Below are 23493 nucleotides of genomic sequence, written 5' to 3' on the forward strand. Positions count from 1 at the left end.
AAAATTAGAAACTATATCTTACCCCTACATTATATCTAAATCCACTAAAATTCCAACTTCCATCATAACTTGTAGAAGTTGAATCATTTACTACATGAATATCATATCCCATATCAGCAGTTAACTTAATAGATTCAAAAGATTTTGTTGATACACTAACCCCCAAAGACATAGGAATTAATATACCTGTTTTATCATCATCATATGTCCCACTGCTTTTTCCGGTTAATGAATCATATCCTATTCCTATCATAAATTCTGGTTGAATTTTAACTGAACTAATTGAAAATTTTTTTTGAAAAGGATAATAATATCCTATCCCAAATGCATTGTAATCAAAATCCCCAATATATTTACTATCAGTAGTAATTTTTCCAGTTTGATAAAATAAATAAAATCTACCTTTACCTACATAAATTTGAGTATCAGTAGTAGAAATTGAATCACTATCAGTAAAAGTATATGAATTACCACTAGAACTTGAAACGCTTACTTTTCCACTTCCTCCACCAATCTTTGCACCAACAAAATAATCTGCACTAGCAGTTGAAACTAAAAACACTCCAGACACTAATAAAGTTTTGAATAATTTTGTCATCCTTTCTCCTTTTTATAAAATTCTGTTTTAGAAATAGAATTCTAATTAAAATAAAAAATAATTTCAAGTTTAAAAGTATCAGACACTGGCTAAATGCACTCAACAAGAGTGCAAATTTTTTAACGCTTCGCAAAAGCTAAAAAGTGCAAACGCAAGCGCCCCTTCGGGGTTAGGTGCACTTTTTTTAACGCTTTTGTTTCGTTAAAATTTGCAATTGTTTCGCTTTATTTAGTCAGTGCCAAGTATCACTAATAATTAAAAAAAAATGATTAGTTATATTTTCTAACTTTTTCGTAATACTTTGTAAGTTTATTAAGGATGCAAGAAAAGCTTATTTTAAAATAAAAAGCAAAAAAATATTTGGTAAAATTAAATAAAAAAAGGTTATCATGAAAAAAGCAATAATACTTCATAACATGGGTGGTGCAAGAAATGCAGCTGAGCTTAAAGAGTTCTTGTATAATATGTTTAAAGATAAAAGAATAATTTCATCTCCAATTAGACACATATTAGCAGTACTTATTTCAAATTTAAGATATAAAAAAGTATGGAAAAATTATGAAAGTATTGGTGGTAGTAGAATATATAACTTGACTGAAAAGCTATGTACTGAAATGAAAAAATATACTGATACAGATGTTTTATATGCTATGCGTTATACAAAACCAAAGTTAAAAGATATAGTAAAAAATTACGATGAAATCACATTTTTACCTTTATATCCTCACTACTCTTTTACAACATATGAAAGCTCTCTTGATGAATTGAAAGAAATTGATTTTAAAGATAAAATAAATATTGTAACACCATTTTTTGAAGATGAAAGATTTAATCAAATTATAAAAGAAAATATTTTACAAGAAGTTGAAAATCCAAATGATTGGCATTTAATTTTTTCAGCTCATGGACTTCCGAAAAAAATGATTGAAAAGGGTGATAAATACCAATCTCACATAGAAAAGCATGTAGAAATTTTAAAAAATATTTTGCCAACATTTAAAAGCATTAATCTTGCATATCAATCTAGATTTGGATTTAGCGAGTGGCTAAAACCATATTTACACAACGAACTTGAAAAATTTAAAAATGAAAATATTTTAATCTATCCAATATCTTTTATGATAGACAACAGTGAGACAGATTTAGAGTTAAAAGTTGAATATGCCCATATCGCTAACAAAATTGGTATAAAAAACTATAAAGTAATAGATTGTCCAAATGATAATGAAAAAATTGCAAAATTTTTAGTGGAGATAGCACATGAAAGCAGTAATTCAAAGAGTTAAATATTCAAGTGTAAGTGTTGATGACAAATTAATAAATGATATAAATAAAGGTCTTTGTGTTTTAATAGGATTTGAAAAAGAAGACACAGAAGACAAAATAGAAAAAATGGCAAAAAAAATCTCACATATGAGACTTTTTGGAGAAAATTTCTCAAAAAATGTAATTGAAATAAAAGGAGAAATCTTACTTATTCCAAACTTTACAATACCGGCAATTACTAAAAAAGGGACTAGGCCAAACTTTCAAAATTCTATGGAAGCTAGAAAAGCAAAAGAATTTTATGATAAAATGTTAAAATGCTTAAATAATTACATAATCACAAAAAATGGTATATTTGGTGCTATGATGGAAGTTCAAATCACTAATGATGGACCTGTGACTATAATTTTGGAGGTCTAAAATGAAAAAACTTACTTTTTTTTTAATTCTTTTATCTAATCTTTTTAGTTATGATATTAAAGAATTTGTAACTTGTAAAAATGTTAAAGCCTTAACTCCTATAAACGTTACTACAAAATTTACAATAAAAGACAAAAAAGCTTATGCTTTTGTATATTTTAAAAACATCCAAGCAAATAGACTCATTGATTTTATATGGGAAAAAGAAGTAAACGGTGTTTGGAAGTTATATGCTGATATTAAATTACCTATTTATTCAGGTATTAGATGGAGGACTTATTCGTATATTACAATAAGACCTTTTTTTACTGGTAAATGGAGAGTTAGTATTGTTGATGGAAGTGAAGTAATTGCTACTAGAGAGTTTAATATTACAAAATAAAAATAGTAAATTGAAAATAAAAAATTGAAAATTAAAAACACTTAATTAAATTAGAAACTAAAAATTAAACAACAACATAAATAAAGTGTCAGAGGAGAACATTGGTAACTTACATAAAACTTGTATTAGTAAAATAAGCAGAGGCTTATTCAACCTCTGCATCAATTACATCGTCATCATTTCCTTTGTTTTGTGAGCTGTTTTGGTTAGCATTTCCTGTATTACCTTGTGCTGCCATATTTTGTGCTACTTTTTGTAATTCAGTATTAATTTCATTTTTTAAGCTTTCAATTTTAGCTTTATCTTCACTTTGTTGTTCTACTAGCTCTTTTGCTTCTTTAATTTTAGCTTCAAGAGTACTTACATCACCAAGTTTGTCTTTATTGTCTTTAATAAACTTCTCAGCTTGATATGCAACTGCATCTAATTCATTTCTTGCTTTAATAGCTTCAATTCTTTCTTTTTCTCTTCTATTTGCTTCTTCAGCTTCTTTGATCATTTTTTCAATTTCTTCTTCACTTAAAGTCGAACTTCCTGTAATTGTAATTTTTTGTTCTTTTCCAGTATCTTTATCTTTTGCACTTACATTTAAGATACCGTTTGCATCAATATCAAATGTAACTTCAATTTGTGGTACACCTCTTGGTGCTGGTCTAATTCCTTCAAGATTGAATTGACCAAGTGATTTATTATCTTTTGCAAGTTCTGCTTCACCTTGTAATACGTGAATTGTAACTGCTGTTTGGTTATCTTCAGCAGTACTAAATACTTGTGATTTTTTCACAGGTATTGTTGTACCTTTTTCTATAATTTTTGTCATTACTCCACCAAGAGTTTCAATACCAAGACTTAATGGTGTAACGTCAAGCAATAACACATCTTTTACATCACCTTTAAGTACACCTGCTTGAATTGCAGCACCAAGAGCTACTACTTCATCAGGGTTAACTGATTTATTTAATTTTTTACCATTAAAGTAATTACTTACTAATTCTTGCACTTTTGGTATTCTTGTACTACCACCAACCATTACAATTTCATCAATTTCATCTTTAGATAATCCTGCATCATTTAAAGCAGTATCTATATGTTTTAGAGTTTCTTGTAACAAGTCATCTATCATTGCCTCAAATTTAGCTCTTGTTAATTTTTTAACTAAATGTTTAGGTCCTGTCTGATCTGCTGTAATAAATGGCAAGTTAATTTCAGTTTCATCTTTTGTCGAGAGTTCTTTTTTAGCTGTTTCTGCTGCATCTTTTAATCTTTGAAGTGCCATTTTATCATTACTTAAATCAATTCCAGTTTCTGCTTTAAACTCTTCAATTAACCAATCTACAATTCTATTATCAAAGTCATCCCCTCCAAGGAATGCATTACCATCAGTCGCAAGCACTTGGAATGTTCCATCGCCAATTTCAAGAACTGTTACGTCAAATGTACCACCACCAAGGTCATATACTAATATTTTTTCTTCCCCTTTTTTATCAAGACCATATGCTAAAGATGCTGCAGTTGGCTCATTGATAATTCTAAGTACATTAAGCCCTGCAATCTTTCCAGCTTCTTGAGTTGCTTTTCTTTGAGCATCATTAAAATATGCTGGAACTGTAATTACAGCTTCAGTAACTTCTTCACCAAAAAACTCTTCTGCATCTTGTTTTAATTTTTGTAATATTTTTGCACTAATTTCTTGAGGAGTATAAACTTTTCCATCAACTTCAACAGCACATGCTCCATTTCTATCAACAATTTTATATTGAACATGTTTTTTAGCTTCTTGAGCTTTACTTTCATTGCACATCATACCCATAATTCTTTTTACCGAATAAATTGTTCTCTCTGGGTTAGTGATAGCTTGTCTTTTAGCAGGCTCACCTACTAAAATACCTTTATCAGTAAATGCCACTACACTAGGAGTAGTGTTTTTACCTTCTTTATTTGGTATAATTTTTGCATCTTTTCCATCATAATATGCCATTGCTGAGTTAGTTGTACCTAAGTCAATTCCTATTACTCTTCCCATTTTTCCCTCCTTAAAATTTATTTTATTTTTTTATTCCTCATTCCGACTTGGAATCCGGAACTTGGAACTTTTTTACTTTTTATTGATAGTTACCATTGAAGGTCTAATTAGTTTATTTTTAAGCTTATAACCTTTTTGATAAATATCAACTATAGCACCATCTTCGTGTTCTTCGCTTTGAACATGTTGAACAGCTTGATGAAACTCTGGGTTAAATTCATCATGCTCAACAGGTTCAATATTGTGATTTTTAAATACATCAAGCATTTTTTTAAGAGTAAGTTCTACACCTTCAACTAATTTATCAAAAGCTTCCGCTTTATCTTCAATCTCTTTAGCATGTGCTAATGCAAGTTCTAACGAATCTACAACAGGCAATAAATCCTTTGCAAATTTTTCATACGCAAAATCCACTAAAGCATCAGCTTCTTTTTTTATAATTTTTTTGTCATTTTCACACTTTGCATAAGCTCTTAATGCTTCATCAAGCTTAGCTTTTAACTCTTCATTTTCTTTTAAAACATCTTCAATATTGATGTTTTGATTATTTTCTTGTCTTTCAGGACTGATTTTTTCATTGTCTTGGGGCTTTTTATGATTCTTTCCCATTGTCCCCTCCTTTTATTTAAATTAAATATAAAAACTTAACATTCAATAGCATAATTTTCAAAGAGCTTATATTGAGTTATATACCTATTACTCAATTTTATTTTTACATTGAAATTATAACGATTTAAAAGACAAAAGTCAAGAAAATTAAAGATTTTTTTTAGAAAAGTTTAGTGTATTTGACTAAATCTTATTTACTTTATTATAAAATGTTAATATTGAAATAAATAAAGCTGTAACAGCAGGTCCTATAATTATTCCCCAAAGCCCAAAAGAAGAAAGCCCAGCTACTATTGAGAAGAATATAAGAAGAGAGTTTAGCTCTGTATCACTTTCAAAAAATTGTTTTACCCAAGCTATAATCATTGGTTTTATAAAAGTATCAGCAATAATTGAAATCATAATAATTGAATAAATTGAAACTACCAACGCTCCTTCTATATTTCCATTAGCATATAAATATAAACTAACAGGACCCCACATCATAATTCCACCAATTACAGGAATTAATGAAGCAAAAGCATACATAATTGTGAAAAAAAAGAAATTTAGTCCATAAAGACTTACAACAAAACCAAATAAAACACCCTCAAGCAATGCAGTTAAAACTGTAGAATAAAACACTACACTCATAACTTCACTTGTTCCCAAAAAAAGTCTCTCTAATTTCTCATCCTCAATTGGAATAACATTTCTAAAGTAAGTTAAAATTTCCTTACCATACAAAGTAGCAAAAAAGAAAAATATAATAATCAAAAAACTATCTTTTATAAATACAGCACTTTTTGCAGTAAGAGTACCTAAAATTGGTACAACTGATTGATATATCTTTTGTATGTTTTCTTCAGTCAGATATAGATTGATTTGATTGGATAAAACATCTGGCAAATAATCTAATAAATCCTTGAGCTTATCAAAAATTAATTTAATATCCGAAAAATTAATGTTAGCAATAAATTTGCCCGCAGTTATCACAAAATATAAAACAGGTCCAAAAATTAAAACAGCAAGCAGTAATGTAACTACACTTGTCAAAATATACTTATTTTTTATATAGTTAGATAATTTATAATCAATTTTCCCAAAAGCTATTGCCATAAGAGATGCAATTGCTATATCTAAAAGATATGGTTCATATGTTAAATACATAAAATATCCAACTATTAATGTTAAAAAAGTTAAAAAGTTCATTTTTCTCCTTAAAATAGTACTGTTGGAGTTAAATTAAGTATTTCATAAGTTTTTCTTGTTGCAATTCTACCTTTTGGTGTTTTTTCGATGTATCCGTTCGCTATTAAAAACGGCTCAATCATATCTTCAATCGTATCCTCATCTTCACTAAGTGCCGCTGCAATGGTTGAGAGTCCTAGTGGTTTTTTTGCATCTACAAGAAGTTTTAAAAATCTAATATCAAGTTCGTCAAATCCGTGTTCGTTTATTCCAAGTTCATCTAATGCATATTTTGCTATTTTTTTATCAATTACTTTTTTTTCTTCAACCTCAGCAAAATCTCTTACTCTTTTTAAAAGCCTTAATGCTATTCTTGGAGTTCCACGAGAACGTTTTGCAATTTCTTTTGCAGCATCATTATTTATATCAAAGTTAAGCTTTTTACTTGCAAGAGTAATAATTAATGACAAATCATCCTCATTGTAAAAATTAAGCCTAAAACTCATTCCAAATCTATCACGAAGAGGATTACTAAGCATTCCAGCTCTTGTAGTAGCACCAACAAGAGTAAACCTTGCAACATCAATTTTAATTGTTTGAGCTGCCGGACCTGAACCTATCACAATATCAAGCCTAAAATCCTCCATAGCAGAGTATAACACTTCTTCTATTGTGGCTTTTAGACGATGAATCTCATCAATAAATAAAATATCCCCTTCTTCTAAATTTGTAAGAATTGCTGCAAGGTCTCCACTTTTTTCAAGCATTGGAGCTGAAATAGTTTTGATATTAGCATTCATTTCATTTGCAATAATATTTGCAAGAGTAGTTTTACCAAGTCCCGGTGGTCCGAAAAACAGCATATGATCCATTGGCTCTTTTCTTTTTTTAGCTGCTTCAATAAAAACTTTTAAATTTTTCTTAATCTGATCTTGTCCAATGTATTCATCTAAATTTTGTGGTCTAAGAGATTTTTCATACCCTTCTTCAAAACTTACTTTTTCAATTTCAACTATTCTCACTATTATCCTTTAACCTCTAAATAATCCGTAATTTTCATTTAAATAAATTTCTAAAAGAGTCATTACTATAAACATTCTTGCCTCTTTTTATTTTCTAATTTTTAAAGTTCTCTATTACTGCAATTGCTTCTATTTTTTTAACTTCACTACTTACTTGTAATAAATGTCCCATAATAACTTCTGTCTCTTTTTTTAATCTTTTTATGTCTATATTTTTTCCCATTTTTTCAAGCCATTTAAAATACCATTGTTCATAATTATCTTGCATATTTGCAAATTTATAATATGTATTTAATAATCTATTAATAATTTCGATATCTTTTTGATTATACTCTTTATCATTAACATGCAGTATCGAATCAATAAATAAATCAGCAACTCTTTTATTTATATCTTTTAAATCAATAATATCTTCACTGTCTATTTTTGTTATATTTAACTCCAAAATCAACTTATTATCTTTTAATATACCAAACTGATAAATAACAGCTTTTAATATTTTTGACAAAATATCTTTTTTATTTTCATATACCGCATACATTGCCGCAGCAAATATCTGCTCAATATTATCAAATGGCACAAATTCTCCAACTAACTGCATTCCAAAACATGTATCATAGGTACTGTCAATTATATCTCTTATATGAAGTTTCATAAAAATTACAGAAAACTTCTCTTCTAATGATAGAGTTTGAAATTTCTTTACCTTTACAAGTTTTCCTTTGTATTTTCTATAAAATCTTTCTTTCAAAAGTAAATTTTTAAATAGCTTAATTTCAAAATAATTATCTTCATTATATCCATCTACACCAAAATACATTCCGTTCTCAACTAATTCTTTTACTAACTCCCTTTTAAAATTACCTTTTTTTGTAAGTTCTATTTCATCATACTTTTCAATTATTTCTAATTTTTTATAAAACGGAGTTTTTTGAATCTCAATAATATTTAATAAAATTTCTTTCAAACCATTCATTTTACTTCCTTAATAAATCTCATCTTCCCCCGGAAATTTTCCACAATTTACATCATCTACATATTTCCTAACAGCACTTCTTATTATTTCAGCTCCATTTAAATATCGTCTAACAAATTTTGGCTTAAATTCTTCAAAAAACCCAAGCATATCAGACCAAACAAGTACTTGTCCAGTAGTATAACGTCCCGCACCAATTCCAATTGTCGGAATATTTACACTCTCAGTAATTTCACGTGCGACATCCTCTTTTACACCTTCAATTACAAGCATAACAGCACCAGCTTCTTCAACTGCTTTAGCATCTTCAAGGAGTTTTTGGCGAGATATTTCATCTTTGCCTTTTACTTTATATCCACCTTCGCTTCTAGAGAATTGTGGCATAAGTCCGATATGTCCAACAACAGCAATTGCGTTATCTGTGAGTAATTTTATTGTGTCTGCTTTTTCTACTCCACCTTCAAGTTTAACTGCATCTGCTTTTGTTTCTTTATAAATTTTAATAGCATTCTCAAGTGCTAATTCTTTCGTAGAATAACTACCAAAAGGCATATCACAAACTATATAAGCGTTTTTAGCACCATTACATACTGCACGAGTGTGATAAATCATCTGATCAATTGTTGCATTTATGGTATCCTTCTCTCCTAAAAAACTCATATTTAAACTATCGCCTACCAAAATAATATCAACTATTTCATCAAAAATTTTGGCAAAAAGTGCATCATATGCAGTAATCATTGTAAGTTTTTCTTTTTTATAAAGAAAATTTAAGGTCTTTTTCATTCGCTTCCTTTGATATAATTTCATAAATTTAATTATACCACGAATTAAATTAAGAATTGTCTCCTTTTAAAAAGTGGTCACACGGAGAATTGAGAGTTAAAGGAATAAAATGAAAAAATTATTAGCTTACATAACTACAGGATATCCTGATAAAAATTTTACAATTGATCTTATTAATTCATTAAAAGAAAATGGAGTAGATGGAATTGAACTTGGAATTCCTTTTTCGGACCCAGTAGCAGATGGAGAGATTATTCAAGAAGTAAATAAAAGGGCAATTGATAATGGATATAAATTAACTGATACTTTTTTTGTAAGTGAAAAAATAGCAAATAAAATTGATACATATTGGATGGGTTACTTTAATAACTTCTACCATAAAGGCTACGATTTTATGGTAGAAAAAGCAAAAGAATATGGAATAAAAGGCTTTATCATTCCAGATTTGCCTTATGAAGAAGCTATAAACTATGAGGATACGTTTCCATTAATTTCATTTGTTGCACCAACTGATTCGAAAGAAAGAATAAAAAGTATCCTAAAAAATCCAAAAGAATTCATTTATTTAGTAGCTTATGCAGGAATCACCGGTGCTGATAAAAAAGAAGATTTGAGTAATATTATAAAAATAGTAAAAGAAACTACAAATATACCGCTTTACATAGGATTTGGTGTAAATGAAAAAACAGCTCGCGAAAAAGCTAAAGACGTAGATGGAGTAATAGTTGGAAGTGCATTTGTAAAAGTTTTACTTGAAGATATCAGTAATAGCGAAAAAATTAAAAAGATTTGCGAAAAAGCAAAAATTATAAAAGAAGAAATAAATTCTTAACTTTTTATTTTAAAGTATTTTTTCTCAAATTCTTCCTCTTCAAGAGGTTTTTCAAATAAAAATCCTTGAACAAAATCACAGCCAAGCTCTTTTAGAATATTAAACTGTTCTTCATTTTCAACACCCTCAGCTATAGTTTTCATATTAAGCAATTTTGCAACCTCAATAATAAACTTTACAACTTCCTTTGTCTTTAAGCTCTTATCAAGTTTCCTAACAAATGAAATATCTATTTTTAATACATCAGTATTTAGCTCATTTAGATAAACTAAAGAGGAATAACCTGTTCCAAAATCATCCATTGCAACTCTAACATTTTCAAGTTTCTTTAATTCTTCAATAATTTTTTTTGTATTTTCAATATTTTCAGCAAAAAGCCTCTCAGTAATTTCAATAGTTAAATAATTCTTTAAATTTTCTCCATATTTAAAAACTTTATCTTTAAAATTAGGATTTTTAAAAGTTCTTGCAGAAATATTTACACTTATTGGTATATCCCATTTATTAATTTTTGAAACAACTTCTTTTAAAGCCCAGTTTTCAAATTCTTCAAGATATGGCGATCCTTCTAAATAATCAATAAACTCATTTGGTGGATAAATTTTATTTTTATCTTTAATCCTAACAAGTGCTTCAGCACCAGCAATACTTCCATCTTTAATTGAAAAATATGGTTGATAAAAAAATACAAAAAGGTTTTCTTCTATTGCTTTTTTAATTAAATCTATTCCTCTTATAAATTTTTCAATATTTTCTTCGTACTCTTTACTATAAAATTTAAATTTTTCTTTAGATTCATGTGCTTTTTTTAATGCAATAGAAGCATTTCCATAAAGTTGTTCGAAATTCTTTCCATCAATAGGATATATTGAAATACCTCCCCTAATATCTAAATAAATATCTTTTTTAAAAGGCATTTTTTGAATATTCTCAAGTTTTTTCAAAATTTTGATAATTTCATCAATTTCGTTAATAATACATAATATTGAAAAATCATCAGCACCTGTCCTTGCAACTATACATCCACTAATATTTAATCTATTAGCAAACTCTTTTAATATTTCATCTCCTACTTCTATTCCGTACTTCTTATTTATAATAGAGAAATTGTCAATGTCAATTTTAATTAGCACAATTTTTTTATTTCTATGTTTTTTAATAAACTCTTTTGCAATAAATCTAAACCCATTTATATTATAAAGACCAGTCATTACATCATAATGCTTTAACTTTTCAATCTCTTCTTCTAAAATAATCTCTTTGGTAATATCTTTCGCAATTCCTATAAATTTTTTATTATCTTTAAATTTTATAGGAATTATTTTTTCATCTAAGTAAAAAAGACTTCCATCTTTTTTTCTATTTACAAAAATAGCTTCAAATTTTCTACCGGAAAGAATTGTCTTCCACAAGTTTTTATAAAATTCTTTATTAAAATAACCTGATTTAAAAATTTTAGGACTTTTTCCTATAAGTTCATTTTTACTATAACCTGAAAGTTTATAAACATAGTTATTGGCATACTCAATCTGTCCTTTATCATTAACAATAACTACCCATTCATCCGACTTTTCTATAGCATTTTTCAAAATAAGACTATTTTTAATAGTCTCAATTTTTTCAATTGCAAAACTTAAATCTCTTTTAAGATCTTTAAGCAAACTTCTATTCTCTTCTTCAAAATAAAAAGGCTCTTTTGCATAAATATTTAAAACAGCTATTACTTTACCATTTTTCATAATTGGAATTGCTGCAGAAGAGAGAAACCCCCTTTTTAACATCTCTTCTCTCCAAGGTAACATTAAAGGATTATTTTTTGTATTAGGATTAATAAAAATTTTTCCTTCTCTATAAGCACTACTTGTTGGTCCTTTACTTTCAGGAGAATCACAATCTACTTTAATTTTTATAACATTTAAATACCCTTTATCATCTCCGCATTTATATATTTCTTCAAAATATTTGTTATCTTTATCAGGTTTTCCTATCCAAACAAACTTTATATCAAGTTCATTAACTAAAGTACGACAAATAATTTTAAAAAGTTCTTCTTCTGTTAAAGCTGAAATTATAGCTCTATTAACATTTCTCAAAGCTTTATAAAGCTTTTCATATCTTTTTTGTTTTGTAATATCAACTAATAACATAAACCCAGCATAACTTTCTTTATAAAATATTGTACTTGAAAATCCAAGTGCATATTTAAAAATATTATTTTTTGTTCTAATTTTAAGTTCTTCATATGATATAGAAAAATATTCTCCTTTTAACCTTCTATTTATTATTTTTTGTTTTTTCTTTTTATATTCATCAGTAACTATATCCATAATACTCATATTTTGAAGTTCATCTATTGTAAATCCAGTTAACTTCTGAAAATTATCATTTGCATAAATAATTTTTTCTTTATATACAGCAACTCCTATAAATGGTATCTCATATATCTCTTTGATAGTATCAAAAAACTCTTTTATTTTTAGAATAGTTCTTATTTGTAAATTAACATTAAAAGTTTCTAAAAAATTTTCTTCATCAACTAATTCAAACTCTTTAAAATCTTTAATGACTCCTTTTATTTCATTATAATATTCAGGTTTTACCATTAAAAAATGAGAAAAGTTAGAATATAATTCTTTTATAATAGGAACTTTTTCTTCATCATTAATATTTTCATAATTTTCTTTATACATTATCCCAAAATCAGCTTCTTTGTTTTTTACAGAATAATATATATTCTCTTGCGTTGGAAGGTACTTTATTTTTGTATTAATAAAATCAAATTCATGAAAATACAAAATAGGAAGCAAATGAGTTTCGAGGTATACAAGAGTTAAAATATTTCTTTCTTTTGAATTATTCTTTTCTCCAATAATAACAAAAGCATCTTTATGATTTTTTAACTTTGCTAATGGTTTATATCCTTCTTGATATAACTTGTATGCAGTTATAGGATTTGCATAAAAAAGTTCATAATTTCTATCAAACTTTTCTTTTTCTTCATAATAATTTTTAAATAAAATTAATTTAATAGATTTTTTTAAGGTGTTTTCTAAATTTTTAGAAAAGCTTTCCCAAAATAGTCTATTCTTTTCTATCTCAATATCATGGGGACATATAGCTAGTTTATACAATTTGCTCTCCTTAGTTGCTAAATCTCTACAAAAAAACAATGTAGAGAAAATTATTACAGAGCATCAAATTATAGCAACTTTTATATTATTGATAAATAGTTTATTTAAGTTAAATATATACAATATTTTAATTAATAAATTTATATAAAATATTAATTTTAATTTTTAAACTTTAATTATTTACTCTAAATAAAATAATTTGATATAATTAGTTATAACTATGTTAAAAGTATATTAAAAATCTTCCCTAATTAACAAATAAATTTTAACGACTTTTTTTGACAAAAGAATATGCTATAATTTTATTTATATTAAAACTTAAACTTTTCTTAAACTTTGTTTGACTTTTTAAGGATTTTTTGATATTATTTCAATAGTCATTCGCGTAGTAAGCTTTTTAAGCTTAGTGCGGGGGTGACATGGCTTCGACAGGGGTAGAAAGCCCTAAGCTGCACGTCGGCCTGGACAAGCCGTAAAACGGTCCACTAAAAATAAACGCAGCAAACAACAAATCTTACAGCCCAGCAGTAGCAACAGCTGCTGCTTAATTAGGGATTTCGGGCGCCTCCGTCCACTGAGGATTGCCACCTCCTCGGACGGAGAGTAAAGTGTGGCTAGGGAACTTTAGGTGGGTGGACTAAAGTTTCCAAAACCATCTCCTCCCCTACTGGGATAAAGGCTTTGTCTGTTGAGCCTCCCAGTAGTACAATCAACAGACTAAGCGTGTAGACGCTTAGGGTAATCTACTTCTGGACTCGGGTTCGATTCCCGACACCTCCACCAGTGAATATTAAGTGTCAGATACCATTAGATAAATATTTCATTATTTTGTAGTTATAATACCAAACCTTATTTAAGGTCATGTATCAATTTTTTTTAAACTGATAACTGAATGAGACAATTGCTAATTTTAACGGAGAAAAAGCGTCAAAAAAAGCGTACTTAACCCATAGGGCGCTTATAGGCGTATGAAGTGCAAGTTTGCACATTTCATCACCGTACGAGCCTAAAAATGACAAGCAGTTGTAATTTTTTTAACGACTCTCCCGTTTACACTTTTTAGCTTTTTCGTAATGTTAAAATATGAAGTTTTAGGATTTTCTTAAAATCATATATCCAACAACTCCTGAAATAAATGAACCAAGTAATATTGCTAATTTATCTGCATAATTAAATAAAGAAGCATCTCCAAATGCTAATGAATCAATAAATAAACTCATCGTAAATCCTATACCGGTAAGTACACTTACTCCATAAAATTTTCTTAAAGTTACATTATCTGGCATTTTTGCAATTTTTAATTTTATTGCAATCATAGAAAACCCAAATACACCTAACTGTTTTCCAAGGAAAAGTCCTAACATTATACCTAAAGGAGCACCTGTAAATAATTTTTGAACATCAAGCCCTCTTAAATCAATGCCTGCATTTACAAAAGCAAAAAGAGGTAAAACAAAATAACTTACAAACCCATGAAGTTCATGTTCAAACTCTTTCAATAAACTTTTTCCATCAATTGGCTTTAAAGGTATAAACATAGCTAAAATAACTCCCGCAAGAGTAGCATGAACACCTGATTTTAATACACTAGCCCATAAAATAATTCCAAATAATATATAAAAAGATTTTCTTGTAACATTAAAAAAGTTAAGTAAAAAAAGTCCAAAAATAGCACCAGCAGCAATAATTAGAGAAACTATTGATAAATCACTAGTATAAAATAATGCAATAATTATAATAGCCCCTAAGTCATCTATTATAGCTAAGGCCATTAAAAATACTTTTAGGCTAGTTGGTATTCTATTTCCAAGAAGTGCTAAAACTCCTAGAGCAAATGCTATATCAGTGGCAGTCGGTATAGCCCAGCCTTTCATAGCTAAAGAATCATTAAAATTTATAATAGTATAAATAACAGCTGGCATTACCATTCCACCTATTGCTGCTATAGCTGGAAGGGTAACCTTTGAGATTGAAGATAGAGTACCTTCTAAAATTTCTCTTTTAACCTCTAACCCTACTAAAAAGAAAAAAATTGCCATCAGTCCATCATTTACCCATAAAATTAAAGGTTTTGCTAGTTCAAAATTTCCAAATTGAATTTTGATAGGAGCATCAAGAAACTGAGAATAAAAATTACTAAAAGTTGAGTTCGCTAAAAATAGAGCAAAAATAGTAGATACTATCAAAATAATCCCTACTCCTGCTTCTCCTTTGAATATATTTAAAACTTTCATTTCCCCTCCTTAATTTAACGCTTATCTAATATAATTATACATAATTTTTCAACTCTCAAAATAACAAAAGTTAACGCTCATTAGCTCTATTATCATAATGCTTTAGCTTTTCATCATTTTCCAAATTATATATAAAATTGGAATTTCTAAAATTATACCAATAATTATTGCTTTAGCAGTTCCTTGAGGATCATTTATAAAAGGAAGACCACCTGTATTCATTCCAAAAAAACCTGTAATAAGCGTTAGAGGTAAAAATATACCTGAAAGGAGTGTCAAAACAAACATAATTTTATTCATTTTCTCATCTTGTTTTGCTCTAAAAAACTCATACAAATAATCAAGTTTTTCAATTGCATTTTTAGCAAATCTAGTAGCTCTATCAAAATGCTCTTCTAAATCCTTAAAAGCAAAATTATCCACTTCTTCTTTGTAATGCTTTAAAAACCTTTCAAATGTAACTTCAGCATGGCTCATAAGCCTTTCAATTAATACTAAATCCTTTTTAAGTTTTAACCACTCATTTGCAAAAGATTTATCAATTATGTTTTCATACAACTCATCTTCTAATTTTGCTATTTGCATATGAAATTTATTTAATTTTGCTAAAATTTTATCTATTCTTAAATCCAAAAATTTATGCAACTCTAAAAAGTCACCTAATAGTTCAAATTCTTTTAACTTTCTATTAAAAATATAAATATTTTTATCAATTAAAAAAGCATATGAAACTACTTCTACTTTATCATCCTTTATAAAAGGAAGTCTCAAAATCAAAATAGAATAACTTTTTGTAAATTCAAAGTCACTTGGGTGATCTTTATTTTCAATATCATCAATTAAAAATTTATCTAATTTTGACTTCACAAAAACTCCTTTTCAAACCATCTACTAAAAAGATAAAACGTCCAAATATGTTGTTTATATCTTCTATGACCTGTTTTTATAATAGCTTTTAGATACTCTTCATTAAAAATTTTTGATTTTCTATTTATATCTATAATCCTTTTTAGTTCGCCTTCTTCTTTTAGCCACTCATAAAATGGAATTGCAAAACCTTTTTTTCTCCTATAAACAATCTCTTGTGGCAGGTATTTTTTTGCTATCTCTTTTATTATCCATTTTTTAGAGCCTCTAATGTTTTCTGGCAAAGTAAATACATATTCTACCAAATTATTATCTAAAAAAGGACTTCTAGCTTCTATTGAAAAAGCCATAAACATTTTATCAAGTTTCATTAAGAGTACTTCACCTATCCAAACTTTTAAATCAAAATAAGTAAAGTCAAAACTCCCCCAACCTTTTAAAAATCTACGATAATCTATTTCGTTTGCATTTTTTCTAAGAACTTTTCTTATTTGCCTTTGAAAAAATGTCTCATTAATTCCACGAAAAACCACCTCATCTGCAAAAAATCTTCTAAATATTTCCCACTCTTTAATATCTTCTGGATACCTCTCAAGGTATTTTTTTAGCCATTTTTTATTAGGCAAACTTGCATTAAAAAAACCCAAATATTCTTCATACCTTCTATATCCTAAAAACAACTCATCACTACCCTCACCACTTAAAACCACTTTTAGAGAAATTGATTTTGCTAAATGGAATGCTGCAAAATAACTACTATCAGCAATTGGCTCTCCCATTCTCTCAATCACATCTTCAAAACTCTCAAAAAAATCTCTTTTGCTTAATACTACATCATAATTTTTAACTCCTAAATGTTTAGCTGTTAGCTTAGCATAGTTTCTTTCATCATAATTTTCGTTATTCTCATATCCTATGCTAAAAGTATCAAGCTTTTTATATCTACTTGCAATAGCTACAACTAAACTGCTATCAACACCGCCACTAAGAAGAGACCCAATCTCAACCTCTCCCATAAGCCTTTTTTCAATACTTTTTGTTAATAAATTTTCAACTTCTGAAACTACTTGGGACTTGGAACTTGGGACTTGGCATCTATCAAAATCGTACCATCTTTTTATCTCTCCATCGTAATAACATCCAGCAGGAAGCTTATAAATTCCTTCATAAATTGTATTTGGAGCAATAGAGGAATTGTAGGCTAAATATTCACTAAGAGCTTTAAAGTTTATCTTTTTTCCAACTAACTCTATTAAAGGATTTATGTCACTACTAAAAGCATTTTTTGTAAAAAAAAGAGGTTTTTTACCAAACTGATCTCTAAAAAGAAAAAGTTTTTTATCAAAAATTGCAATAGCAAACATTCCATCAAGAAGTTTCACAAATTCTAATTCAAACTTTTTCCATAATTCGTATATAACTTCAATTTCAGTAAATGCAGCTAAATTGTATTTTTTTATTAAACTTTTATAATTATAAATCTCTCCATTAAAAACTACTAAAACATCATCTCTTTTTAATGGTTGGGTATTAATACTAATATTTTCAATTGCAAGTCTATTGAATCCAAAAGTGAATTTATTATTTGATTTTATATCGCTAAAATCCTTGCCTCTGTGAGACATTAAACTTAAAGCTTTTATTGTTGTCTCTTCATTTTTTCCTTCAATTCCAAATATTGCACACACTTTTATTTTTCTTCAAAAAACTCTGGTTTATGTAGATAAAAACCTTGAAAGTATAAAACACCTTTATCTTTTAATTTTTTAAAGATTTCTTCATTTGAAACAAACTCTGCAATTGTTTTAATATTTTGTTTCTTTGCAAACTCTATTAAAAGTTCTAATAAATTCTCTGATGCTTTATTATCAAGAACATTTTTAATTAATGATCCATCAATTTTAATATAATCAACATCAAATTGTATTAATCTTTCAAAATTAGAATACCCACTTCCAAAATCATCAATCGCTATTTGAGAACCAAATTTTTTTGCTTTTTTTATAAAATCAGTTAAAATTTCATAGTTAGCAAATTCTGTTTCTAACAATTCAAATGTTATATATTGACCTAAATTTTTATTAAAAAAATTTTTCTCAATAAAAGAAACAATTTCTAAATCTAATAAATCCTCTGTAGAAATATTAATACTAACTTTTTGTTTGTAATTTTTAACTATATTTAATGCATCTTTTAATATATGCAAAGTTACTAAATGATATTGTTTAATGTCTTTTAAAACACCTAAATATGGAAAAATACTTCTAACTTCATTATTTATTTTTACTCTAGTTAATAATTCATATTTGATAATATTTTTATTTGAATCACATATTCCCTGTTTATAAGTTAATAAATTATTATTCACATTATCTATAGCTTCCTTTATTTCTTTAATCCTGTTTATGTTTGCTTTTAATTTTTCAGAAAATTCATCTTTATATAAAACAATATTTTCTTTTATATTAGATTTTGCTTCTTTTAATGCTAAATCAGCATTTTCTAAATAAGGCCTTTTATCAGTTATACCTATACTAACACTTAAGGACACTTCTGTTTCTAATACTTTAAGTTTTTCTCTTTTAATCTTTTTATCTATCTCTTTTGCAACAATCACAGCATCTTTTTGTTCAATGCTATGACATAATAATGCAAATTCATCTGCTCCTACTCTATAAACTTCAATCCTGTAACTTATAATATTTACAATTTTATCTAAAGCATTAGAAAAATTCTTTAAAATACTATCTCCAAACTCACTACCATAAAAATCATTATAATGTTTAAAATTATCTATATCAATTAAAATTAAAGTGTTTTTATCATTTTTTAATTTTTTTAAGTCTTTTTCATATGAAATTCTGTTTTTTAAATTAGTTAAATTATCAAAAAGATGTAATTTTTCTATTTTTCTATAGTTTTTATCTAGCTTATATATTAGATAAGTAAGTAAAGTTAAAATTAGAAAAACTAAAATTACTATAGATATTAAAATTGTTTCAAATACTTTTAATAATTTTTCATTTTCTTTAAAAAAGCAATTTGAAACCTTTTCACTGCCAAAATCATAATTTAACAAAGCTTTCAATTTATTTATACTTAAGTTAAAGTTATTTTTTATCATTCTTAAATGGTTTAAAAAAGTTCTATTATATATTGAGTTAGTAGATAATATATTTTTATAATAGCTAATATTTCCTAACTTTAATTCTAATAAGCTTCTATTTGAAAAATAGATTTTAGATAGCAATTGAAAAATTACTCTTTTATGCTTTTTATCTTTTAATTCAATTTTTGGCATTAAATTACTCAAATAAATAATAGAATTTTTAATTGGAATAGAGTATTTTAATTGCTCATAAATTGTTTTTTTATAATTAAGAAATCTTTTTTCATATATTAATAATTCTTCATATGTTTTTGGATAAAACCGTTTTAAAGTTTTATTATTTTTCAAAATCTCTATTTCTTTTAATTGAGAATTAATTAATTTTCCTAAGGTATCAACTTCTTTAAATAGATAAATATTAATATATAATATTTCTGCCTTTATTTTATTTTCATTAATCTGAATATTACTAATATGATGTAAAATTTTATCACTGTTTATAAAGAAATCCTCTGATATCCTATGAAACAAATATAAAGAAATCGTTACTACAATATTAAATATTATTAAGCTAATTATTTTTTGTTTACTTTTCATTTATTTTTCCTGTTAGTGTTTTCAAAAAAGATTCTATATCATCTATATCTTCAGAAGACAAAACAATACCTAAATTATACTGTCCCATTTTCTTTATAGCTTCTTTTAGTGTTTTTACACTTCCATCATGAAAATATGGATAAGTTTTTTCTACATTTCTAAGGCTTGGAACTTTATATACATAAATATCCATTGGATTTTTTGTTACTTCATATCTATCAAATCCTCTATCTAGATCAATATTTTCTATAAACAAACCAACTTTTTGAAAAGAGTTTCCTCCTACATTAACTCCATTATGACAAGTTATACATCCGTATATTTTAAACTTCATATATCCTCTCTTTTCCTCTTCAGTTAATTTTATTTCTCCTTGCAAATATTTATCAAATTTACTATTTAATGTAATTAAACTCTTTTCATATTCAGCTATTGCATCTGTAATTTCATTAATAGTAGGCTTTTTGCCATAAATTTTTATAAATTCCTTAACATAGTTTTTATTAGAATTAACAATTTTTTCCACCTCATCTATAGTTAAATTATGTTCCTTTTTATCAGTTAATGCATTAATCGTCTGTTTTTGTAATGTATCACTACCACCATTCCATTCAAAAGCAATATTAAATGCAACATTATACACAGTTGGCGTATTCATTGGAGTATCTATTACTCCCCCTGAGCCTATAGAAAATTGCTTATTATCCACACCGTAATTTGATATAATATGGCAACTATTACAACTGATATCTTTATGTTTAGATAAATTTTTATCAAAAAAAAGCTTTTTACCAAGTAAAACTTTATCTTTATTTGTTTTAATTTTATATAGTGGTTTTATATCATAAGACAACAATACAACTACAATAGACATTAAAATACTTATAATTTTCATAAAGTACCTTTTGTTTTTTTCTGTTATAATTTTAACAAATTTTAAAGGAAATAAATGAAAGAAGTTTTTAAGTATACATTTACTTGCATTGCTGAGTGGAAAAAATTTCTGTTTGTAGTTTTGGTATTCTCAATATTTACTCTATTAGAACCTTTCCCTTTTATTGGAATAACTGCAATAATTTTAGAAAAATTACTTTATTTAAGCATAGGTGTATTTTTAATCTATATTTTAAAACGATCACTTGATGAAAAAGAATATTTTTCAAATTTAGAAAAAAATGGTTTTGCTACATTTATGTTTCATTTTATTCCATCAGCTGCTGGTATTTTGATTGGATTTTTTATAATAGGTGCTTTTTGGCTTATGTTTTTTATTTTAATTTTACAATATACTGATTCATTGTTTATACTTGCAAACCCTCATAATTTCGTAACCGCTATATCTTCATCTCCTTTTATTACACAAGTAGTGCTAGGATTCTATTCAATTTATCTAATATTTTTTTCTTTCATATTTCTTGGAAAATTAGGAGAAGCATTAGAAAAAGAAAATTTCAAAGGAGCATTTATAAGTATAATAACTTCACTTATTGATTTTAAATACTGGATTAAAACTTTTAGCATTAAATATTTCATTATTTATTTAATATGGTCAGCAGCAATTTTAATAATATACTCGCTTACATCTATTGCATATATTATATTAATATATCCAACAATCATTAATAATCCTAATATTTCTTTAATAATAATTCCTATACTTGTTGCTACCACTACAATCTTAACTTACTTTACATTCTTTAGCGCATATTTCGCACATAAAACTACCAAAGATTAAGCAACATCCATTGCATTCTTTGGTCTTTCTTCTACTATTCTAATATTTTTAGAAACCTTAGGAAGTGGCACTACTTTTGTTTTTGTAACAACTCTTTTTGGAAGATGTATTTCTTTTCCTCTTACATAAAATGTAGTTGGTTTTATTATCATTTTATACGTAATTCTAACTCCATATACTTTATTTCCAAACCTATTTTTAAACTCTCCAGGTCCTTCAACTTTTATATCAAATGCTTCTGCTGGAAAATACACTCTTTTTACATAGTCCCTTTTTTTATCAGAATGATAATATACAAGCCACAATACTTTTGCTCCACCTTTATATTTAACCTCTGTTGGAATATAAGTGTTTGATTTTTTTTCTTCTTCAATAATTCTATTTACATAATCTTCAGCAGTAGCTTCAAAATCATCTTCACTTATACTTTGAAACATCCTATCCCATCTATTTACATCACTTACAATATTTGCAATAGATACAGAGCGTTCTTTCTCTTCATTGATAAGTTTATCAATAGCTCCAAGTAATCCCTCATCAAAATGTAATTGAAAACTCTCAAGATATGGTAGTACTGACAGAATATCTACTGTTTTTTTTAATTTATCAAGACACTCTAAATCTTCACATAAAACCATTGCTTTTCTTATTTCACAAAAATTTTTTCTAAACTCTTCTAAAACTTGAACATTTTTTTGTAAAGAAAATAAAGAGTTTGTAAGCTCTTCAATAACTTGATTAGGAATTTCTTTGAGCTCTTTTTCTATATCAATTTCTTTTTTCCAAGGCTCATAAACCCTATCAAATCCTTTATATTTTGAAATATAATTAGCAGTTTTTACTGTAATTCTATTTTCTTCAATAGCTACTTGTCTAAGCTCTTCTATTTTATCTCCAAATTTTTTTTGCCAAAATGGAGAGTATGTTAAAGTACATAAATAATCACTTCTTTTTTTTAGGTCAGTAAGTTCAGCAGCAGTTTTTACATTAAGCATTTCATCTCTAATAATACAATTTATTCTTCTAATATCTTCTAAATTTTCTACGCGACCATATATTCTCCCCATCTCCCCTCCTTTAATAAACTAAATATTAATAATAAATATTATATAACAAAAATTGAGGGGATGTCAATCAAATATATTAAGCTTTTTACTTCTTTGATTCTATAAAAGTATAAATTAAACTTACCGTAGGTACAATACTTACTCCGAATAAAAAACTTAAAAAATCAAAAATGTTATTATTTTTAAGCCAAAAAAATCCTATAATAAGTGCAGCATATCCTAAAATTCTTATTAAATTAAATCCTCCTTTAAATGAGAAAAGTAATGCCTCATACCATTTAATTTTTTGTTTTTTTAACTTTTCTAACTCTTTAACATTTATATCATCTTCTTCATCATCCATATTATAAGGGTCTTCATATTTTTTTAAAACATCTTCGCCAACATTTCCATTTTCAATTGAACGCCTAACTACATTTGAGTATCCAATAAAACTTCCTATAACAATTAAAGAAGTAGCAAAAAAAGCAATTTGAGTATTTAAAAGCCAAATTAAATTATCTTCCAAATAACAAAATACAACTATACCTATATCAACAGCAATTAATATTCTCACTAAATCTAAAAAAATACTTTTTCTAGACTTTAATTTTATATTGTCCATTTCTATTCTCCGTTATTATATTTTAGAAATTAGATTATAGATTTTGAATTAGATTTTTTAAGTTT

20 protein-coding genes and 1 other RNA gene are annotated in these 23493 nt (G+C 26.8%); 6 read left to right on the plus strand and 15 right to left on the minus strand.

Translation table 11 applies throughout. From position 1 onward, the window contains the following. Positions 1-4 precede the first annotated feature (4 nt). Entirely contained in the window at positions 5-598 is a 594-nt protein-coding gene (locus tag ACYQ1U_RS03115) for a hypothetical protein (RefSeq protein WP_459884199.1), read from the minus strand. 389 nt (positions 599-987) lie between these two features. Between ACYQ1U_RS03115 and hemH the strand changes: the two genes are divergently transcribed. Genes hemH through ACYQ1U_RS03130 form a run of 3 tightly spaced genes read left to right on the plus strand, consistent with a single transcriptional unit; the run spans position 988 to position 2666 of the window. After that, positions 988-1884: a ferrochelatase gene (hemH, locus tag ACYQ1U_RS03120; protein WP_459884201.1), complete on the plus strand. Its 897-nt coding sequence runs from the start codon at positions 988-990 to the stop codon at positions 1882-1884. After that, positions 1859-2284 carry a D-aminoacyl-tRNA deacylase gene (gene dtd, locus ACYQ1U_RS03125; protein ID WP_459884203.1) on the plus strand — a complete coding sequence of 142 codons (426 nt, stop codon included), beginning with the start codon at positions 1859-1861 and terminating at the stop codon, positions 2282-2284. The genes hemH and dtd overlap by 26 nt, the downstream gene beginning before the upstream one ends. 1 nt (position 2285) lies before the next feature. Further along, positions 2286-2666, plus strand: a complete 381-nt coding sequence (locus tag ACYQ1U_RS03130; protein ID WP_459884205.1) for a DUF2914 domain-containing protein — start codon at positions 2286-2288, stop codon at positions 2664-2666. Positions 2667-2811: 145 nt separating this feature from the next. Here ACYQ1U_RS03130 and dnaK read toward each other — a convergent pair whose 3' ends face one another. From dnaK to panB, 6 genes are all read right to left on the minus strand, one after another. Further along, positions 2812-4689 carry a molecular chaperone DnaK gene (gene dnaK / locus ACYQ1U_RS03135; RefSeq protein WP_459884208.1) on the minus strand — a complete coding sequence of 626 codons (1878 nt, stop codon included), beginning with the start codon at positions 4687-4689 and terminating at the stop codon, positions 2812-2814. Positions 4690-4761: 72 nt separating this feature from the next. After that, a complete protein-coding gene (locus tag ACYQ1U_RS03140; protein WP_459884210.1) occupies positions 4762-5298 on the minus strand; it encodes a nucleotide exchange factor GrpE in 537 nt (178 codons plus the stop codon). Between the two features lie 183 nt (positions 5299-5481). After that, positions 5482-6489: an AI-2E family transporter gene (locus tag ACYQ1U_RS03145; RefSeq protein ID WP_459884213.1), complete on the minus strand. Its 1008-nt coding sequence runs from the start codon at positions 6487-6489 to the stop codon at positions 5482-5484. Between the two features lie 8 nt (positions 6490-6497). Continuing rightward, complete coding sequence (gene ruvB / locus ACYQ1U_RS03150; RefSeq protein WP_459886380.1) at positions 6498-7493, minus strand: Holliday junction branch migration DNA helicase RuvB; 996 nt, start codon at positions 7491-7493, stop codon at positions 6498-6500. 91 nt (positions 7494-7584) lie between these two features. Continuing rightward, on the minus strand, positions 7585-8466 hold the full coding sequence (locus tag ACYQ1U_RS03155) for a hypothetical protein (RefSeq protein ID WP_459884215.1): 882 nt from the start codon (positions 8464-8466) through the stop codon (positions 7585-7587). Between the two features lie 9 nt (positions 8467-8475). After that, the gene (panB, locus tag ACYQ1U_RS03160; RefSeq protein WP_459884218.1) at positions 8476-9252 is read right to left on the minus strand and encodes a 3-methyl-2-oxobutanoate hydroxymethyltransferase; all 777 of its coding nucleotides are present in this window, start codon (positions 9250-9252) and stop codon (positions 8476-8478) included. 109 nt (positions 9253-9361) lie between these two features. On the opposite strand from panB, the gene trpA reads away from it, so the two are divergent. Beyond that, positions 9362-10084 carry a tryptophan synthase subunit alpha gene (trpA, locus tag ACYQ1U_RS03165; RefSeq protein WP_459884221.1) on the plus strand — a complete coding sequence of 241 codons (723 nt, stop codon included), beginning with the start codon at positions 9362-9364 and terminating at the stop codon, positions 10082-10084. Here the strand turns inward: trpA and ACYQ1U_RS03170 are convergent. Further along, positions 10081-13215 carry a bifunctional diguanylate cyclase/phosphodiesterase gene (locus ACYQ1U_RS03170; protein WP_459884223.1) on the minus strand — a complete coding sequence of 1045 codons (3135 nt, stop codon included), beginning with the start codon at positions 13213-13215 and terminating at the stop codon, positions 10081-10083. The two genes, trpA and ACYQ1U_RS03170, sit on opposite strands and share 4 nt — an antisense overlap. Positions 13216-13625: 410 nt before the next feature. Here ACYQ1U_RS03170 and ssrA point away from each other — a divergent pair. After that, positions 13626-13998, plus strand: a transfer-messenger RNA (tmRNA) gene (gene ssrA, locus ACYQ1U_RS03175). Between the two features lie 308 nt (positions 13999-14306). Here the strand turns inward: ssrA and nhaA are convergent. The 5 genes from nhaA to ACYQ1U_RS03200 all read right to left on the minus strand — a co-directional run bounded on the left by nhaA (position 14307) and on the right by ACYQ1U_RS03200 (position 20917). Then, entirely contained in the window at positions 14307-15449 is a 1143-nt protein-coding gene (nhaA, locus tag ACYQ1U_RS03180) for a Na+/H+ antiporter NhaA (RefSeq protein ID WP_459884226.1), read from the minus strand. A gap of 102 nt (positions 15450-15551) precedes the next feature. Beyond that, positions 15552-16316 (minus strand): CorA family divalent cation transporter, encoded by a 765-nt coding sequence (locus ACYQ1U_RS03185; RefSeq protein WP_459884228.1) that lies wholly within the window; start codon positions 16314-16316, stop codon positions 15552-15554. Beyond that, complete coding sequence (gene asnB, locus ACYQ1U_RS03190; RefSeq protein WP_459884229.1) at positions 16313-18004, minus strand: asparagine synthase (glutamine-hydrolyzing); 1692 nt, start codon at positions 18002-18004, stop codon at positions 16313-16315. The genes ACYQ1U_RS03185 and asnB overlap by 4 nt, the downstream gene beginning before the upstream one ends. Positions 18005-18006: 2 nt before the next feature. Continuing rightward, the gene (locus ACYQ1U_RS03195; protein WP_459884232.1) at positions 18007-20022 is read right to left on the minus strand and encodes an EAL domain-containing protein; all 2016 of its coding nucleotides are present in this window, start codon (positions 20020-20022) and stop codon (positions 18007-18009) included. After that, the gene (locus ACYQ1U_RS03200) at positions 20012-20917 is read right to left on the minus strand and encodes a cytochrome-c peroxidase (RefSeq protein WP_459884234.1); all 906 of its coding nucleotides are present in this window, start codon (positions 20915-20917) and stop codon (positions 20012-20014) included. The genes ACYQ1U_RS03195 and ACYQ1U_RS03200 overlap by 11 nt, the downstream gene beginning before the upstream one ends. Before the next feature lie 54 nt (positions 20918-20971). Here ACYQ1U_RS03200 and ACYQ1U_RS03205 point away from each other — a divergent pair, with 54 nt between their 5' ends. Next, complete coding sequence (locus tag ACYQ1U_RS03205) at positions 20972-21757, plus strand: hypothetical protein (RefSeq protein ID WP_459884236.1); 786 nt, start codon at positions 20972-20974, stop codon at positions 21755-21757. On the opposite strand, the gene ACYQ1U_RS03210 is transcribed toward ACYQ1U_RS03205, so the two are convergent. Then, positions 21754-22824 (minus strand): hypothetical protein, encoded by a 1071-nt coding sequence (locus ACYQ1U_RS03210; protein WP_459884239.1) that lies wholly within the window; start codon positions 22822-22824, stop codon positions 21754-21756. The genes ACYQ1U_RS03205 and ACYQ1U_RS03210 overlap by 4 nt on opposite strands. A gap of 85 nt (positions 22825-22909) precedes the next feature. Further along, positions 22910-23428, minus strand: coding sequence for a hypothetical protein (locus ACYQ1U_RS03215; protein ID WP_459884241.1), 519 nt, complete (start codon positions 23426-23428; stop codon positions 22910-22912). Positions 23429-23493: the final 65 nt, after the last annotated feature.

Source organism: Caminibacter profundus (genome assembly GCF_054657155.1).

Bases quoted from the DNA above. Each gene is read 5' to 3' on its own strand.
- ACYQ1U_RS03115 (WP_459884199.1), bottom strand. From the start codon at position 598: ATGACAAAATTATTCAAAACTTTATTAGTGTCTGGAGTGTTTTTAGTT.
- hemH (WP_459884201.1), top strand. From the start codon at position 988: ATGAAAAAAGCAATAATACTTCATAACATGGGTGGTGCAAGAAATGCA.
- dtd (WP_459884203.1), top strand. From the start codon at position 1,859: ATGAAAGCAGTAATTCAAAGAGTTAAATATTCAAGTGTAAGTGTTGAT.
- ACYQ1U_RS03130 (WP_459884205.1), top strand. From the start codon at position 2,286: ATGAAAAAACTTACTTTTTTTTTAATTCTTTTATCTAATCTTTTTAGT.
- dnaK (WP_459884208.1), bottom strand. From the start codon at position 4,689: ATGGGAAGAGTAATAGGAATTGACTTAGGTACAACTAACTCAGCAATG.
- ACYQ1U_RS03140 (WP_459884210.1), bottom strand. From the start codon at position 5,298: ATGGGAAAGAATCATAAAAAGCCCCAAGACAATGAAAAAATCAGTCCT.
- ACYQ1U_RS03145 (WP_459884213.1), bottom strand. From the start codon at position 6,489: ATGAACTTTTTAACTTTTTTAACATTAATAGTTGGATATTTTATGTAT.
- ACYQ1U_RS03155 (WP_459884215.1), bottom strand. From the start codon at position 8,466: ATGAATGGTTTGAAAGAAATTTTATTAAATATTATTGAGATTCAAAAA.
- panB (WP_459884218.1), bottom strand. From the start codon at position 9,252: ATGAAAAAGACCTTAAATTTTCTTTATAAAAAAGAAAAACTTACAATG.
- trpA (WP_459884221.1), top strand. From the start codon at position 9,362: ATGAAAAAATTATTAGCTTACATAACTACAGGATATCCTGATAAAAAT.
- nhaA (WP_459884226.1), bottom strand. From the start codon at position 15,449: ATGAAAGTTTTAAATATATTCAAAGGAGAAGCAGGAGTAGGGATTATT.
- ACYQ1U_RS03195 (WP_459884232.1), bottom strand. From the start codon at position 20,022: ATGAAAAGTAAACAAAAAATAATTAGCTTAATAATATTTAATATTGTA.
- ACYQ1U_RS03200 (WP_459884234.1), bottom strand. From the start codon at position 20,917: ATGAAAATTATAAGTATTTTAATGTCTATTGTAGTTGTATTGTTGTCT.
- ACYQ1U_RS03205 (WP_459884236.1), top strand. From the start codon at position 20,972: ATGAAAGAAGTTTTTAAGTATACATTTACTTGCATTGCTGAGTGGAAA.
- ACYQ1U_RS03210 (WP_459884239.1), bottom strand. From the start codon at position 22,824: ATGGGGAGAATATATGGTCGCGTAGAAAATTTAGAAGATATTAGAAGA.
- ACYQ1U_RS03215 (WP_459884241.1), bottom strand. From the start codon at position 23,428: ATGGACAATATAAAATTAAAGTCTAGAAAAAGTATTTTTTTAGATTTA.